Genomic DNA, 16165 nt, shown 5'->3' on the forward strand with positions numbered 1-16165 from the left:
GCCGACCCACCGCCCGGCGGGGCGTCTCCCCCGCCGGGCCCGGTACGCGCGCTCAGTGCGCGATGCCGTCGATCAGTTCGCGGGCGCCCTGCCGCAGGAGCGCGACGGCGACGGACGTGCCGAGGGTCGCCGGGTCGAGTCGGCCCGCCCATTCGTGGGCGTTGAGCACGGTCTTGCCGTCGGGCGTGAAGACGCAGGCACGCAGCGACAGATCGTCCCGCCCGGCCCGCGCGTACCCGGCGATCGGGCTGTTGCAGTGCCCCTGGAGCACGTGCAGGAACATCCGCTCGGCGGTGGCCTCGCGGTGCGTCGCCGGATCGCCGAGGCCGCTGACGGCGTCGACGAGTTCGGCGTCGTCCTCCCGGCACTGGAGGGCGAGGATGCCCGCGCCGATCGGCGGGCACATCGTCTCCACCGACAGGACGTCCGTGGCGACGTCCATCCGCCCGATGCGCTCCAGCCCCGAGACGGCCAGCAGCAGCGCGTCGGCGTCCCCGGCCGCCAGCTTCTCCATCCGGCGCCCGGCGTTGCCGCGCATGGGCACGCACTCCAGATGCGGGTGCGAGGCGGCGAGCTGCGCCCTGCGGCGCACCGACGACGTCCCGACGCGGGTCCCGGCCGGCAGCTCGTCGAGGGTGAGGCCGCCGGGGTGGATCAGGGCGTCGCGCACGTCGTCGCGCTGGAGGAAGGCGGCGAACGTCGTACCGGCGGGGAGCGGGCGGTCGGCCGGAATGTCCTTGACGCAGTGCACCGCGAGGTCGGCCGCACCGGCCAGCAGCGCGGCGTCGACCTCCTTGGTGAACGCGCCCTTCCCGCCGAGCCGCGCCAGGTCGCCCATCCACCGGTCGCCCGCCGTGGTGACGGGGACGACCTCCGTGCGCACGCCCGGGTGCAGTACGGCCAGTTCGGCGCGCACCCGCTCGACCTGGGCCAGGGCCATCGGGGAGGAACGCGACACGATACGGATCAACTCAGGCACGGCCATGGACACACGATAGTCCGTCAGATCACCGTCGCCCGACGCCCGTCCGGCATCCTTCGGCCCCTTCGCGGCCCCCGGTCGCCCGACCGGGCACGATGACGCCGGGCACCCCTGCGGAACCGACCCGACCGGCGCCGCTCGGACCCGACCGTCCTACCCGCTGGTAACGATCGGGCCCGGAGGCTAGGCGGAGGGCCGTGCCCTGGTCTGTAATGGCCCCGTCCCGCACGTGGTGGCGCCGCTCCGGGCAGCGCCGACCGGCTCGTACCGGAGGTAGGCCCCTTGAACACCAGCGCCCCCGCCACCCCCTCAGGCCGCGGGGTCGGTGCCCTCGGCCTCGTCCTCGGCGGGCTGGCCGTGGGGGTCGTCACGGCCGGGGTGGTCCTCCTCGCCGGTGACCACGACGGCGTCCCCGACGACGGGCCGCACCGGCTGCTGCCACCGGAGGCGGCCGGTACCTCCTACCGCACCGGAGACGCCGTCCTGCCCGAGGGCGCCGAGCGGACCGTCGCGGCCTTCGGCGTCGAGAACGCGACGACCGTCAACGCCAACTACGCGGACGGCGAGGAGCAGTTCGCCATCTTCGCCGGAGCCTGGGGCCGCGTCGACGACCCGGCACACGCCGTGGACGCCGCCTTCGCGCAGCTCGACGCCGCCGTGGCGCAGGACCCCGACGCGACGACGGAGCTTCGCGGCGAGCCCGGGCGCGTCACCCCGGAGGGTGCCGAGGACGCCGTCGTGACGTGCCGGCTGGCGGTGGGCACCGGCCTGCGGTCCGAGGAGCCGCAGGAGACGCAGTTCTGCATGTGGGCGGACCACAGCACCGCGGGCATGGTCGTCGTCTCGCGGGCGAGCGGGCGGATCAGCCGGGAGGAGGCCGCGCGCTTCACCGCCGACCTGCGCCACTCCGCCCGGCTGCCCGCGTCGTAGGGTGAGGCCCCGCCCGATCCGAGAGGACCGCCCCGTGCCGGACGACGCCGCACCCGCTCCGCGACGACCCGACGCCCCCGACGCCGTCGGCTTCCCCGCCACCGGCCGACGGGTGCTGGTGACGGGCGCGGCGCGCGGTCTCGGCCGGGCCGTGGCGCGGGCGTTCGCCGCCGCCGGGGACCGGGTGGCCGTCCACTACGGCACCCGGCGGGCCGAGGCGGAAGCCACGGCGGCGGGCCTGGAGGGCACCGGACACGTGGTGCTCGGGGCGGACCTGGCGGCGCCCGGGCGGGCGGCGGAGCTGGTGGACGCGGCCGCCGCCGCACTGGGCGGCGTCGACGTGCTGGTCAACAACGCCGCCGTGAACACGCCGCATCCGCCGGTCGGGACGGGGGCGGCGGAGTGGGCCGACGCCTGGGAACGCCACGTCGCCGTCAACCTGCTGGCGCCCGCGCACGCCTCCCACGCCGCCGCGCGGCACATGATCGCCCAAGGGGCGGGCGGCCGGATCGTCAACGTCGGTTCCCGCGGGGCGTTCCGCGGTGAGCCCGACCATCCGGCCTACGGCGCGACGAAGGCCGGGCTGCACGCGCTGGGCCAGTCGCTGGCGGTGGCGCTCGCCCCGCACGGGATCGCCGTCGCCTCGGTGGCGCCCGGCTTCATCGACACCGACCGCGTCGCCCACCGCCTCCGTGGCGCGGAGGGCGAGCGCATCCGGGCGCAGAGCCCCTTCGGCCGGGTCGCCACCCCGGAGGAGGTCGCGGCCGCCGTGCTGTGGCTGGCCTCGCCGCAGGCGCAGTGGAGCTCCGGTACCGTCCTGGACCTCAACGGCGCCTCCCACCTGCGCACCTGACGCCCCGACCGCCCCTGCGGCGGCCTCGGGGGCGGCGGTCACACCCCCCGCGAAAGGGACTGCTCGCCGGTGGCCCACGCGGGTAGCCTGCCGGACATGTCTGCATCGGGGCCGTCGTTCACCGGGGTGCACGAGCTGCTGTCCATGATCAGGAGCCTCATCGCGCGACGGCGGTTCCTGTCCGGCACGCCGGACACGGAGGTGCGGGGCGACCATCCGTTACCCCTGGTGTGCCTGCTCCGCGAGGAGGGCGCGAACGACTTCCTCCCGGCTCTGCACCGGGCGCTCGGCGGCCACGACGCGCCGCAGGTCCCGCACGCCTATCTCGACGCGGCCGCGGTGGACGACCACGTCCTGGACCGCTGGGCGAACACGGACCGGCAGACGCCTCCCCTCCTCCCGCTGCTGGACGAGCTCAGCGCCGCGCTCGGTGCCGACCGGTTCGGCGGGCGTCCGCTGAGGTTCGGGCTCTACGGACTCGCGGACTGGTTGACGGCCCAGCGGCTGTCCCCGGAACAGGGGGGCCACGAACAGGAGATCGCCGACCTCCTTCGACGCCGGAGCGGTCGGGTGCGGGAGTCCGACGCGGCGGCGCTCACCGGCGCGTTCGCCGCCGCACCGACCTCCGTCGGGACGGTGGGCTCGATGCTGTACCTGCTGGTGGCGGCCGGTCGACGGCTGGGGCTGCGGCGGATCGGACGCCGCGTGCCCGGGCTGGGCCGCGAGGCGCGTTGGTTCATGCGCCGCCAGCCGTACATGGTCCCCCGGCACTCCACGAGCTTCGCCGGGTTCGCCGAGCGGCTCACCGAGGGCCGGCGCGCCTCGGAGAATCCGGAGCAGGTCAGGAAGCTGCTGGTGCACGCCTTCCTGGAGGACCTGCGCCGGGTCTACCGTCGGCGGCACCGCCACCTCCTGCCCAAACGCTCCGGATGGCGGCGGACCGCCTACACCACGGTGCTCCTGGACAACGTGACCGAGGAGAACGGCGGCTGGGAGCTGCTGCGGCTCATCAACGAGGTCCGCAACGAGACCGGCGAGCTCGATCCGCTGCTGGTCGTGGCGGCGGCCCCGCGGCGGCCGAGCTCCCCCGAGGCGGAGGAGTCGGCCGAGCCCCACCCGCCCCGGGAGGCGCACCGGGCGCTGGAGCACTGGCTGAACACCCTGCCCGGCAGACGGCAGCGGCTGGTGGAGAACGCCAGGTACCTGTGGATCGGCCTGCCCCCGCAGAGCGGTCAGGGCGATGAGGACCCCGGTGCGGGCGACGCGTGGCGGACCGTCGCGTCCTTCCGGCCCCGCGCCGCTCCCCTGCCGGCCTGCCGGGGCGTCGCCGAGCTGCTGCTGTCCGCCGCGCTGGTGCTGACGCTGCTTCCGGTCACCGCGAACGTGGTGAGGTCCTGGAGCGCCGACTGCGCCTACGTCCGGCCCGGTTTCGTCGACGGTGTCTCCGTGCGGGTCGCCGAGTTGGGCCGGAAGGACCGCCAGTGCATCGGCTACAGCGACAACGCGGTGCAGGTCTTCGGCACCAATCCCCGGCTCCGCGCCGCGCAGGCCGCCATCTTCGAGCAGAACGAGGTGGCCGCCCGGCTGCACGACCAGCAGCCCGGCCGTCCCTACCTGGGCATCGTCCACTTCGTCGGTCTCACCCATCGGGCGGCCTCGCCCGACACCGACCACGCGGCCGCCGAGGAGCTGGAGGGGCTGCTGCTGCGGCAGCGGGCGCAGAACGTGAAGTCGGAGACGCAGCCGCTGCTGCGGATCATCGTCGCCAACGGCGGGGACGGGATGCGCAAGGCACCGGAGGTGGTGCGGGACATGCTCCATCCGCTGTTCGACGCCGACCCCTCGGTGCTGGGCGTGGTGGGGCTCGACCGGACCGTCGAGGAGACCGAGCGGGCGATCACGGAGCTCGGGCTGGCCGGGATCCCGGCCGTCGGCACCACCCTCACCGGCTCCGGGCTGGCCGACCTCTCGCCCCTGTACTTCCAGATGGTGCCCGACAACACGCGGCAGGCCCGGCTGATCGCCCGGTACGCGACGCACCTGGGGGCGGGGAAGGTCACGCTCCACCACCCGGAGGACGGGGACAGCTACGTGGACAGCCTCCTGACCGCCACGCGTGCCGAGTTGGGGGCGGCGGGTCTGGCCACGGAGTCGCGGGGCTGGCGGTCCGTCGGGCAGGTGGCGTCGCTGTGTGCCGACGACACCGACCGTGGGGACGAGATCGTCTACTACATAGGGCGGGAGAACACCTTCTTCGACTTCATCAGGTCCGTGACCAAAGGCTGCACCAGCCGACGCGGGCTGCCGCGCGTCATCGCCGCCGACGCCGTGTCGCGGTTCGTCGCCCAGAAGGAGAACCGCCGACACAGCTCCCTGGCGGGCCAGCCGATGGCCTACGTGGGCATGGGGGCCCTGGTCACCCTGGCCGGGTCCTCCTGCGTCGAAGAGGGGCGGCCCGCGTCCCTCCTGGGTCCGGGCACCCCACTGGACGCGTTCTGCGCCGGCTACGCGAACCTGCACCGCGAGCTGGCGCGCACGCTCCCGGAGGACGAGACGCCGCAGATGCCGTGGCCCGCCGAGCGCACCGGTACCACCTACGACGTGGCCGGGCTCTTCGTGGACGCGACGGCCGCCCTCCACGAGCGCCTCGGCCCGTCCGGACCCGGCGCCGCCCCGCACCGCGCCGCCGTGGCCCAACAGCTCCGCGACAGCACGTTCCAGGGGGCGACGGGCGAGGTCGACTTCCGGGAGGACCGAGTGGGGAACACCCGCAACCTGGCGGTGCTGGAGGTGACCGACATCTACGACCTGGCGTCGGCACCCGGCTGCGTCTTCATGCTCGGTGACCTCTTCCACCCCGGCCAGCCGAGGGACACCGCCACGGGGTGTCCGCGCTGAGCCGCTCGGCGTGGGAGCGTGGAGGCGTGCGGAGAGCGGAGCGGGGGCGACGGCGGTGACGGGCAGGAGCAGGCCGGTGTTCGCGCGGCTGTACGCCCGGCTGGCGGGGCCCGCGCTGGAGCGGGCCGGGGTGGACGCGTACCGGCGGAGCCTGCTCGCCGGGCTCGACGGCGAGGTGGTGGAGATCGGTGCGGGCAACGGGCTGAACTTCCCGCACTACCCGGCGTCGGTGCGTCGGGTGGTGGCCGTGGAGCCGGAGCGGCACCTGCGCGCGATGGCCGGGCGGGCGGCCCGGACGGCGCCGGTGCCGGTCGACGTCGTGGACGGCGCGGCCGAGGGGCTGCCGTTCCCGGACGGTGCGTTCGACGCGGCGGTGGCCTGCCTGGTGCTGTGCTCGGTGGCCGACCAGGAGCGGGCGCTCAGAGAGGTGCGGCGGGTGCTGCGGCCGGGCGGGGAGCTGCGGTTCTTCGAGCACGTCCGCTCGGAGAGCCCGGGCATGCGCCGGGTGCAGGGCGTGCTGGACGCCACGCTGTGGCCCCGTCTGATGGGCGGCTGCCACACCGGGCGCGACACCGGCGCCGCGATCGCGGCGGCCGGTTTCGAGGTGACCGGCCTGCGCCGCCTGCGTTTCCCCGCCACCGCACGCGCGACCCCGTCGAGCGGCCACATCCTCGGCACGGCCGTCCGCCCGTGACGCGCGGCCGCTCCCGGCGTGCGGGCGCCCCCGCGCCACGACCTCGCGCGGGGGCGTCCCCGGCCCGTGCACCGCTTCAGGACTGCGGGGGGCGGTCCTCGCCACGTCCGCGCGGCTGCTCGTCGCCGAACCGCTCGTTGAGCTTCTCCTGCGCGGTGTCGACGTGCTTGCTGTGCTTGCCCCCGGTGCGCTCGTCGACGGCGTCGCCCGCCTTCTCCACGCCCTGGCGGGTCTGTTCCGGGTGGCCCTTCAGCATTCCCTTGAGCTTATCCATCATGGACATGGCTGTTCCTTCCGCCGTTTGCGGTGTCCTCGTCCAGCATCACCACACCTGCCGCACATCCGCATCCGCAGGGCTGTGAGCAGCGACGGGTGCGGTCAGGCCCGCGCTCCGGAGGCGGTGCCGGCGATGAGGTCGGCGGCCCGCTCGGCCACGAGGAGGACGGTCACCATCGGGTTGATCGTCGGCATGGTGGGGAAGACGGAGGCGTCGACGACGCGGACCCCGTCCACGCCGCGCAGCCGCAGGTTCGGGTCCAGGACGGCCAGGGGGTCGTCGGACGCGCCCATGCGGCAGGTGCCGGCCGGGTGGTAGACGGTGTGCGCCGCGCGGCGCCCGTACGCGGACAGTTCCGCGTCGGACTCCACGTGCGGTCCGGGGGCGACCTCCCGCAGCAGCCAGGACTTCAGCGGCTCCTCCCGGGCGACCCGTCGGGCGAGCTTCAGGCCGTCGACGATCGTCTTCTCGTCGTAGCCCTCGGGGTCGGTGAAGTAGCGGAAGTCCAGGGCCGGTTTCTCCGTAGGGTCGGCGCTGCGCAGCCACATCCGCCCGATCGAGCGGGCGCGGGGCACGTTGGGCGTCATGCAGACGCCGTACTCCGGTTCGGGGTAGCCGAGGCGGGCCGTGTTGACGGTGAAGGGCACCTGGTAGAAGTGGAACATCAGGTCCGGCCGGGGCCGGCCCCGGTCGCGCCGCACGAAGAGTCCGGCGTCGGAGTCCATCGCCGAGTTCGGCGGCAGCGGGCCGCGCGTCTCCCAGAGGATGACGGACTCGGGGTGGTCCAGCAGGTTCTCCCCCACCCCCGGCAGGTCGGCGACGATGTCGATGCCGTGGCGGCGCAGCTCCTGGGCGGGGCCGATGCCGGAGAGCATGAGCAGCCGCGGGGTGTCGATGGCGCCCGCGCAGAGCAGGATCTCCCGCTCGGCGCGGACGACGGTGGTCGAGCCGTCGGCGCGGCGGACGCGGACCCGGGTGTGGCGGCCGTCCTCGTCGGGCAGCAGCCGGTACGCCCAGGTCTCCAGCAGCAGGGTGAGGTTCGGCCGGTCCATGACGGGGTGGAGGTAGGCCACCGAGGCGGAGGAGCGGTAGCCGGTGTCGGGCTCGTAGGCGAGGGAGAAGAAGCCCGTGCCGTCGGGGAAGGGCTCGGCGTTGAAGTCGTCGATGACGGGGACGTCGAGCGCGGCGGCAGCCGCGGCGACGAAGTCGACGGCGATCGGGTTCCGGTCGGCCTCGGCGACGGGGACGATGTTGGTCTGGAGCCGGTCGCGGTAGGGCAGGATCGTCTGCGGGTCCCAGCCCGCGCAGCCGCGTTCGGTCCACTCCGTGAGGTCCTCCGGCAGGGGGAGGAAGCTGATGAGGGTGTTGTGGGAGGAGCAGCCGCCGAGGACGCGGGCGCGCGAGTGCAGGATGTGGGAGTTGCCGCGCGGCTGGTCGACGGTGGTGTAGCGGTAGTCGAAGTCCGAGTCGAGCAGGTTGATCCAGTTGCGCAGCTTCAGGATGCGTTCGTCGCCGACGTCGCTGGGGCCGCCCTCGATGACGGCGACGCGGTGGTCGGGGTTCTCCGAGAGGCGGGCGGCGAGCACCGAGCCCGCCGTACCCCCGCCGATGATCACGTAGTCGTACGCCGTCTCGCCGGCTGCCGTCGTCGCCATGGGTGCGGCCCCCTCAGCCCTTGAACCAGCCGGACGGTGCCGGCGCGAGGTTCTGGTAGATGTGCTTGCTCTCCTGGTACTCGTGCAGCCCCGAGGGGCCCAGCTCGCGCCCGATGCCGGAGCGGCCGAAACCGCCCCACTCGGCCTGTGGCACGTAGGGGTGGAAGTCGTTGATCCACACCGTGCCGTGCCGCAGCCGGTTCGCCACCCGCTGCGCGCGGCTCGCCTCGCTCGTCCACAGCCCGCCGGCCAGGCCGTACCGCGTGTCGTTGGCCAGTGCCACGGCCTCGTCCTCGGTGTGGAAGCGCTCCACGGTGACGACGGGGCCGAAGATCTCCTCCCGGACGACGCGCATCGAGCGGTCGCAGTCGGCGAAGACGGTGGGCAGGAGGAAGAACCCGCGCTGGAGCTCCGGGTCGTCGGGCCGCCGTCCGCCGCAGGCCACGCGGGCGCCCTCGGCCCGGCCGATCTCCAGGTACTCCTCCACCTTGGCCCGGTGCTCGGCCGAGCTGAGCGGTCCGGACTCCGTGCCCTCGGCCAGGCCGTCGCCCAGCCGGATGCGGGAGGCCCGGTCGGCGAGCGCCGCCACGAAGCGGTCGTGGACGGCGTCCTCGACCAAGAGCCGCGAGCCGGCCGAGCAGACCTGACCCGAGTGCAGGAACGCCGCGTCGAGCGCGTAGTCGAGCGCGGCGTCGAAGTCCGCGTCCGCGAAGACGATGTTCGGGTTCTTCCCGCCCAGTTCGAGGGCGATCGTCTTGACGCCGTCGGCCGCCGCCGCCATGATCCGCCGCCCGGTGTCCAGCCCGCCGGTGAAGGAGACGAGGTCGACCTCGGGGTGGGACGTCATCGCGGCGCCGACCGTGGCGCCCGGACCGAGGACGAGGTTGGCCACCCCGGGCGGCGCGCCCGCCTCGGCGATCAGCCGGATCATGTGCAGGGTGGTGAGCGGCGTCGTCTCGCTCGGTTTGAGGACGAAGGTGTTCCCGGCCGCGAGCGCCGGTGCGACCTTCCAGGACGCCTGGAGCAGCGGGTAGTTCCACGGGGCGATGAGCGCGCACACGCCGACCGGGTGGTGCACGACGCGGCTGAGGACGTCGGGGCCGATGTCCAGCACCCGGCCGCCGTCCTTGTCGGCGATCTCGGCGAAGTAGCGGAAGCAGTTCGCCACGTCGTCGACGTCGATGCGGGCCTCGGTGAGCGTCTTGCCCGTGTCCAGCGTCTCGGTGCGGGCGATCTCCTCCTTGTCCCGCAGCAGGAAGCGGTGCACGCGGTGCAGCAGGTCGGCGCGGTGGCGGGTGGGGGCGTCGGACCACACGCCGGAGTCGAACGCCCGCCGCGCGGCCCGCACGGCCCGGTCGACGTCCGTCTCGTCGGCGTCGTCCACGGTGGTGACGACGGAGGCGTCGAACGGGTTGACGACGTCGTGCCGACCGCCGGCCGCCGCCACCCATTCACCGTCGATGTACAGCTCGGGCACGCGGGCACTCCCTCGGACGGTGGCAGGAAGCACCACCATCGAACGGAGCGCGCCACCTGGCCACCCGGCGCACCGCCGGTTTCGGCCCCCCGGGGCGCGGAAGCACCCTGTCGGGTCAGTGCCGGGTCGTCCCCGGACCCGCGACCGGGCCCTCGCCGCGGACCGCCCCCGCACGCGCCGGGGCCAGCGTCGGGTAGTCGGTGTAGCCGGTGGCCCCGCCCACGTACATCATGTGCCGCTCGCGCAGCGCGTTGAGGGGTGCGCCGAGGCGGAGCCGCTCGACGAGGTCGGGGTTGGCCAGGAAGGCGCGTCCCAGGGAGACGAGGTCGGCCCCCGCCTGCAGCAGGGCCTCCCCCGCCGCTCGGCCGCCGTCCGGGGGCGGTGCTCCCGCGCCGAGGGCGGGATTGGCGATCAGGGTGCCGGGCCAGGCGGCGCGCAGGGTGCGGAAGGGGGGCCGGTCGGGGTCGGCGAACTCGTGGTGCAGGTACACCGGGCCGATCCGCGCCAGGGCGGCGACCAGGGCGGGGTAGACCTCGTCGGAGGCGCTCTCCTCGATGCCGTTGAAGGTGGCGCCCGGGGAGACGCGCACTCCGACCCGGCCGGGCCCGATCGCCTCGGCGACCGCCCGGACCACCTCGACGGGGAAGCGGACGCGCCCCTCGACCGTGCCGCCGTAGGCGTCGGTGCGGAGGTTGGTCCCGCGCGCGATGAACTGGTGCAGGAGGTGCCCGTTGGCTGCGTGCACCTCCACCCCCGCGAAGCCGGCTTCGACGGCGCTGCGGGCGGCGCGGGCGAAGTCGGTGACGGTGGCGCGTACGTCGTCGGCCGTCATGGCGCGCGGCACGACGGCGGGGCGGCGCCCGCCGGGCGTGTGGATCGTCTCCGGCAGCGGGACCGGGGAGGGGGCGAGGGGCGTCAGGCCGCTGGTGTCGGGGTGGCCCACGCGTCCGCCGTGCTGGAGCTGGAGGAACATCCGTCCCCCGGCGGCCCGGACGGCGTCGGTGACCCGGCGCCACCCGGCGATCTGGGCCGCCGTGTGGATGGCCGGGGTGCCGGGGTACGTCCGGCCCACGGCGTTGGGCGTGGTGGCCTCGGCGATGATCAGGCCGGCCGTGGCGCGCTGCGCGTAGTAGGTGGCCATGAGGGGCCCCGGCACCCCGTCGGCGTCCGCACGGTTGCGGGTCAGCGGCGCCATCACGAGGCGGTTGGGCAGGTCGAGCGCGCCGAGCCGGGCCGGTTCGAGGAGCGGGGACGGCGTTGTCGTGTGCGTCATGCCGGTACGGTAAAAGGTGACATCCATGTCAGGTTCAAGTCCGGCGGCACCCGGTGGAGGCGGCATGCGGATCGGCGAACTGGCCCGGCGCAGCGGCGTGAGCGAGCGCTCGCTGCGCTACTACGAGACGCAGGGCCTGCTGCGGGCCGAGCGGACGCCGGGCGGGCAGCGGCGCTACGGCGCGTGGGCCGTCGACCGGGTCGTGCGCATCCAGGCGCTCTACGCGGCCGGGCTCAACAGCCGCCGGATCGCGACGCTGCTCCCCTGCCTGCGCGACGCGGACGGCGGCCCGTCCGAGATCGCCACGGGGCGGCTGGTCACCGAGCTGACGGCGGAACGGGCCCGCATCGACCGCATGATCACCGACCTGCTCCGGACCCGCGACATCCTGGACGAGGTGATCGAGGACGCCTCGGCGCCGCCGCCCCGCTCACCGCTGCGGCCTCCCGGCTGAGGCGGCGGATGCGCGGTCCCCGGCCGCGCCTTTCGGCGGCCGCTTGGGCCAGATGGTGTAGCCGAGCGCGATGAGCACGGCCAGACCGGCGACGTACTCCATCCGGCCCTGCCACGCGCGCAGCGGCGCCACGTCACCCGCGTCACCGACGTACCAGATCGCCGCCTGCAACAGCCCGGCGGCGATGGCGGCGGCGCCGATGGCCCGGGCACTCATCCGCCACTCGTGCGCGGCCCGCGCGCTCCCGTAGCGCGGCGGCCGCACCGGCGGCGGGCCGCCCGCGAACCGGTGGGCGAACCGGGCGTCGGCCCAGCGGACGAGGTAGTGGCCGTGGGTGACCGTGAAGCCGATGTAGACCGCCGCCAACCCGTGCCGCCAACCCGGCTCCCCGCCGTCCCTCAGATCGGCGGCGGTGGCCACGAGCAGCACGACCTCCAGCAGGGGTTCGCACAGCAGGACGGCCAGCCCGGCGCGGGGCATGCGGGCGAGGTAGCGCAGGGCGAGACCGAGCGCGAGCAGGACCCAGAACCCGATCTCGGCGGCGATGATGAGGGCGAGCAGCACGACGGCTCCTTTCCGTGCCTCCAGCCTCTCCGCCGGGGCCGGCCCGGTCGTCGTCGCCGGTGACGATCCGCCCCTGCATCTTTCGATGTACCCGCCGCCTCCACCGGGGGGCGGAGGCGGCGACGGCCCCGGACGTGCTGGGATGGGGCCCATGCCGTTCGTCCTCTCGCCGCGCCCGCACCGCTCGGACGTGCTGATCGCCGTCGCCGGGCTGCTCGCGGGGCTGCTGCTGTGGCGGCTTGAGGTGTTCACCACGCACCAGGGCTTCGGCCGGAAGTACGGCGGGTGGGCCGTACTTCCGCTGCTGCTCATGTGCGTGGCCGTGCTGCGGCGCCGCGACCCGAGGCCCTGGGTGGTGGCGGTCGCCTACCTCGCGCTCGTCGGCGACCAGCTGACGGGCGGGCTCCTGGCGACGCTGCTCCTGTTCACCGACGTCATGTACGCCGCCGTCATGTACGGCAGCGCCCGGCGGGCACGGCTGCTGCCGCTGTGGACGCTCGTGGTGGGCGTGGCCTTCACCCTCGGCATGCTGGCCCTGCTGCGCGAGCCGGAGGGACTGGTGCTGGGCATGTTGTTCGCCCTGGTCACCGCCGCGCCCGCCTACACGGGGCTGCTCGTGCGCAACCACCGTGACGCGGCGGCCGCCGAGCGGCTGCGGGCCGAGCAGACGGCACTGCTGGCGGAGATGGACCGCACTCAGGCCGTCGCGTCCGAACGGGCGCGGATGGCCCGGGAGCTGCACGACCTGGTGGCCAACCACCTCTCCGCCATCGCCCTGCACGCCACGGCGGCGCAGAGCGTCGACGACGCGGCCGCCACCTCGCGAGCGCTGGGCGTCATCCGGGAGAGCAGCGTGCAGGGGCTGGCGGAGATGCGGCGGCTGATCGGCATCCTGCGCGAGGAGTCCGACGACGGGGAGGAGCTCGCCACCCGGCCCACGCTGGACGGCCTGCCCGCTCTCGTCGCCCACGCCCGGTCGGGCGGCGCGGCGGACGGGCTGCGCTTCGCCCTCCACGACGGCCCGGCGGAGGCCGGGGGCGTCCCGGCACCGGTGGAGCTGGCCGCCTACCGCGTCGTGCAGGAGGCCCTGACCAACGCGCTCAAGCACGCCGCCCCCGGTGAGGTGAGCGTGCGCCTGGAGCGGGCGGGCGATCTGACGGTCACCGTGTGCTCGCCGCTCGGCCGGGCCGGCCCCCGGGTTCCCGGCTCGGGCGCCGGGCTCGTCGGCATGCGGGAACGGGTCGAACTGCTCGGCGGCACGTTCGCCGCCGGGCCGGACGGGGACGTGTGGCGGGTGCGGGCCCGGCTGCCCCTGAGCGAAGGAGCTGAGCGCACGTGACGATCCGGGTACTCGTCGCCGAGGACCAGGCCTCCGTTCGGTCCGGCCTGGTGCTCATCCTGCGCGGCGCGCCGGGGATCGACGTCGTCGGGGAGGCCGGGGACGGGGAGGAGGCCGTGCGGCTGGCCCGCGAACTGCGACCCGACGTCGTCCTGATGGACGTGCAGATGCCGCGCCTGGACGGCGTCTCGGCCACCCGGGAGATCGTCGCCGCGCGGCTGGCCGACGTCCTCGTCCTGACGACGTTCGACCTGGACGCCTACGTGTTCGGGGCGCTGCGGGCCGGTGCGGCCGGCTTCCTGCTGAAGAACACCGACGCGGCGGGGCTCGTCGACGCCGTCCGGACCGTGGCGGGCGGCGAGGGGACGATCGCGCCCTCCGTGACCCGGCGGCTCATCGCCGAGTTCGCCGACCCGGCCGTCGCACCCGCACAGGCGCCTCCCGAACTGGGCACCCTGACGGCACGGGAGCGGGAGGTGCTGGCGCTGCTGGGCGAGGGCCACTCCAACGCGGAGGTCGCAGCCCGGCTCTCGATGGCCGAGGCCACCGTGAAGACGCACGTCAGCCGCGTCCTGCGGAAGCTCGGGCTGCGCAGCCGGACGCAGGCCGCCGTACTGGCCAGGGAGTGGGGCGTCTCGCCCTCCTGACGTCCCCTGACGCCGCCTCAGCGCCCGCCGTACAGCGGGCGGCAGGGCCCGTCACGCCCTCGTTGCAGGCGTACAGAAGGGGTCGCCCGCACGGCGTCCCGGGCCCAACTCAGCGGCGCCTTAAGGGAACCTTAGGTTGCGTCGGATTTGGTCCAGACCTATTGACCAGTGGTCCAGACCTCCTTAGTGTCCCTGACAACTGCGGGAGGGCGTGAGGCACGTCACGCCTTCCACGGGCGGCGCAGAAACCCCCATCGGACCGGCCCCCACCGGCCCCAGCTCATGGAGCGCTGTTGAATACACAACGCAGCACGAGACGTCGAACCGGACGCCGGGCTCTCGCAGTCATGGCGGCCCTGCTCATCCCCGCCGGCGGTCTGGTCTTCATGGCCACCCCGGCTCAGGCGGCCGAGGAGGCCACGGCCACGTTCACCCGGACCGCCGACTGGGGAACGGGCTTCGAAGGCAAGTGGACCATCAAGAACACCGGTGACACCACGCTGAACAGCTGGGAGCTGGAGTGGGACTTCCCCTCCGGCACCGCGGTGACCAGCCACTGGGAAGCGAAGGTCACCAAGAGCGGTGACCACTACACCGCCGTCAACCTGGGCTGGAACGGCACCATCGCCCCCGGTGCCAGCGTCAGCTTCGGCTTCGGTGGCACCGGTTCGGGCGCGCCCAGCGGCTGCCTGATCAACGGCAAGGCGTGTGACGGCTCCGGCGGTCCCGACCCGACACCGACCCCCACGGACCCGACGCCGACGCCGACGGACCCGAACCCGACCCCCACCGACCCGAACCCGACGCCCACGCCGCCCGGTCAGCACATCAACCTGGGCTACTTCACCGAGTGGGGCGTCTACGGCCGCGACTACCACGTCAAGGACCTGGTCACCTCCGGTGCCGCCGAGAAGCTGACGCACATCAACTACTCGTTCGGCAACGTGCAGGGCGGCAAGTGCACGATGGGCGACAGCTACGCCGCCATCGACAAGGCGTACACCGCGGCGGGTTCCGTGGACGGCAAGGCCGACACCTGGGACCAGCCCCTGCGCGGCAACTTCAACCAGCTCCTGAAGCTGAAGAAGGCCTACCCGCACATCAAGATCCTGTGGTCCTTCGGCGGCTGGACCTGGTCCGGCGGCTTCGGTGACGCCATGAAGAACCCGGCCGCCTTCGCGTCGTCCTGCCACGACCTGGTGTACGACCCGCGCTGGGCCGGTCTCTTCGACGGCATCGACCTGGACTGGGAGTACCCCAACGCCTGCGGTCTCAGCTGTGACAACAGCGGCCCGGACTCGATGCGGAAGATGATGCAGGCCTTCCGTGCCAAGTTCGGCCAGGACCAGCTCGTGACGGCCGCGATCACCGCCGACGCCTCCAGCGGCGGCAAGATCGACAAGGCGGACTACGCCGGTGCGGCGCAGTACACCGACTGGTACAACGTCATGACGTACGACTTCTTCGGCGCCTGGAACAAGACCGGTCCCACGGCCCCCCACTCGCCGCTGACGTCGTACAACGGCATCCCGCAGGAGGGCTTCAACTCCGCCGACGCGATCGCCAAGCTGAAGGCCAAGGGCGTGCCCGCCAAGAAGCTCCTCCTCGGCATCGGCTTCTACGGCCGCGGCTGGACCGGCGTGACGCAGGCCGAGCCGGGCGGCACCGCGACCGGTGCGGCTCCGGGCACCTACGAGGCCGGCATCGAGGACTACAAGGTCCTCAAGCAGCGCTGCCCGGCCACCGGGACCATCGCGGGCACCGCATACGCCAAGTGCGGTGACCAGTGGTGGAGCTACGACACGCCCAGCACCATCAAGGGCAAGATGAACTGGGCCAAGCAGCAGGGCCTGGGCGGTGCGTTCTTCTGGGAGACCAGTGGCGACACCGCGAACGGTGAGCTGGTGACCGCCATCCACCAGGGCCTCAACGGCTGACCCGCTCGATCTGACCCACCCCCCGATCGCCGGGGAGACGGCCCGCCCGCCGTCTCCCCGGCTCCTTCGTGTGTGGAGCGTGCTCCCCCGCACCCGGACCCCCGCAGCGCGCAGGAGAGGCCGGGGATCAGGGGTCAGGGGGCAGGCGTCGGGCCCGGCCGGAGCCTCGGGAAACGGGCGACGCC

The 16165-nt window shown here is 74.1% G+C and carries 14 protein-coding genes; 8 read left to right on the forward strand and 6 right to left on the reverse strand.

The annotated features are described in order from the left end of the window. Window positions 1-52: 52 nt before the first annotated feature. Complete coding sequence (gene hemC / locus IF129_RS21785) at window positions 53-985, reverse strand: hydroxymethylbilane synthase (RefSeq protein WP_191211472.1); 933 nt, start codon at window positions 983-985, stop codon at window positions 53-55. Window positions 986-1264: 279 nt separating this feature from the next. On the opposite strand from hemC, the gene IF129_RS21790 reads away from it, so the two are divergent. The 4 genes from IF129_RS21790 to IF129_RS21805 all read left to right on the forward strand — a co-directional run bounded on the left by IF129_RS21790 (window position 1265) and on the right by IF129_RS21805 (window position 6357). Next, window positions 1265-1912 (forward strand): hypothetical protein, encoded by a 648-nt coding sequence (locus tag IF129_RS21790; protein WP_191211473.1) that lies wholly within the window; start codon window positions 1265-1267, stop codon window positions 1910-1912. 34 nt (window positions 1913-1946) lie between these two features. Beyond that, window positions 1947-2765, forward strand: a complete 819-nt coding sequence (locus tag IF129_RS21795) for an SDR family NAD(P)-dependent oxidoreductase (RefSeq protein WP_191211474.1) — start codon at window positions 1947-1949, stop codon at window positions 2763-2765. Window positions 2766-2861: 96 nt separating this feature from the next. Then, complete coding sequence (locus tag IF129_RS21800; RefSeq protein ID WP_191211475.1) at window positions 2862-5663, forward strand: type 1 periplasmic-binding domain-containing protein; 2802 nt, start codon at window positions 2862-2864, stop codon at window positions 5661-5663. A 76-nt stretch (window positions 5664-5739) separates the two neighbouring features. After that, complete coding sequence (locus IF129_RS21805) at window positions 5740-6357, forward strand: class I SAM-dependent methyltransferase (RefSeq protein WP_318153883.1); 618 nt, start codon at window positions 5740-5742, stop codon at window positions 6355-6357. 76 nt (window positions 6358-6433) lie between these two features. Here IF129_RS21805 and IF129_RS21810 read toward each other — a convergent pair whose 3' ends face one another. From IF129_RS21810 to IF129_RS21825, 4 genes are all read right to left on the reverse strand, one after another. Next, window positions 6434-6640 (reverse strand): antitoxin, encoded by a 207-nt coding sequence (locus IF129_RS21810; protein ID WP_191211477.1) that lies wholly within the window; start codon window positions 6638-6640, stop codon window positions 6434-6436. 95 nt (window positions 6641-6735) lie between these two features. After that, window positions 6736-8289 (reverse strand): GMC family oxidoreductase, encoded by a 1554-nt coding sequence (locus tag IF129_RS21815; RefSeq protein ID WP_191211478.1) that lies wholly within the window; start codon window positions 8287-8289, stop codon window positions 6736-6738. A 13-nt stretch (window positions 8290-8302) separates the two neighbouring features. Beyond that, complete coding sequence (locus IF129_RS21820; protein WP_191211479.1) at window positions 8303-9766, reverse strand: aldehyde dehydrogenase family protein; 1464 nt, start codon at window positions 9764-9766, stop codon at window positions 8303-8305. A 115-nt stretch (window positions 9767-9881) separates the two neighbouring features. Continuing rightward, entirely contained in the window at window positions 9882-11039 is a 1158-nt protein-coding gene (locus IF129_RS21825) for an alkene reductase (protein ID WP_191211480.1), read from the reverse strand. A 64-nt stretch (window positions 11040-11103) separates the two neighbouring features. On the opposite strand from IF129_RS21825, the gene IF129_RS21830 reads away from it, so the two are divergent. Next, a complete protein-coding gene (locus IF129_RS21830) occupies window positions 11104-11493 on the forward strand; it encodes a MerR family transcriptional regulator (RefSeq protein WP_191211522.1) in 390 nt (129 codons plus the stop codon). Here the strand turns inward: IF129_RS21830 and IF129_RS21835 are convergent. Beyond that, a complete protein-coding gene (locus tag IF129_RS21835; protein ID WP_191211481.1) occupies window positions 11470-12057 on the reverse strand; it encodes a hypothetical protein in 588 nt (195 codons plus the stop codon). The genes IF129_RS21830 and IF129_RS21835 overlap by 24 nt on opposite strands. A 151-nt stretch (window positions 12058-12208) precedes the next feature. On the opposite strand from IF129_RS21835, the gene IF129_RS21840 reads away from it, so the two are divergent. The 3 genes from IF129_RS21840 (at window position 12209) to IF129_RS21850 (ending at window position 15980) form a co-directional block, all read left to right on the forward strand. Next, window positions 12209-13396, forward strand: coding sequence for a sensor histidine kinase (locus IF129_RS21840; protein WP_191211482.1), 1188 nt, complete (start codon window positions 12209-12211; stop codon window positions 13394-13396). Further along, a complete protein-coding gene (locus IF129_RS21845) occupies window positions 13393-14043 on the forward strand; it encodes a response regulator (protein ID WP_191211483.1) in 651 nt (216 codons plus the stop codon). The genes IF129_RS21840 and IF129_RS21845 overlap by 4 nt, the downstream gene beginning before the upstream one ends. 347 nt (window positions 14044-14390) lie before the next feature. Beyond that, the gene (locus tag IF129_RS21850) at window positions 14391-15980 is read left to right on the forward strand and encodes a glycosyl hydrolase family 18 protein (RefSeq protein WP_191211484.1); all 1590 of its coding nucleotides are present in this window, start codon (window positions 14391-14393) and stop codon (window positions 15978-15980) included. Window positions 15981-16165: the final 185 nt, after the last annotated feature.

This window comes from Streptomyces chumphonensis (genome assembly GCF_014779715.1).
Taxonomy (GTDB): domain Bacteria; phylum Actinomycetota; class Actinomycetes; order Streptomycetales; family Streptomycetaceae; genus Streptomyces; species Streptomyces chumphonensis.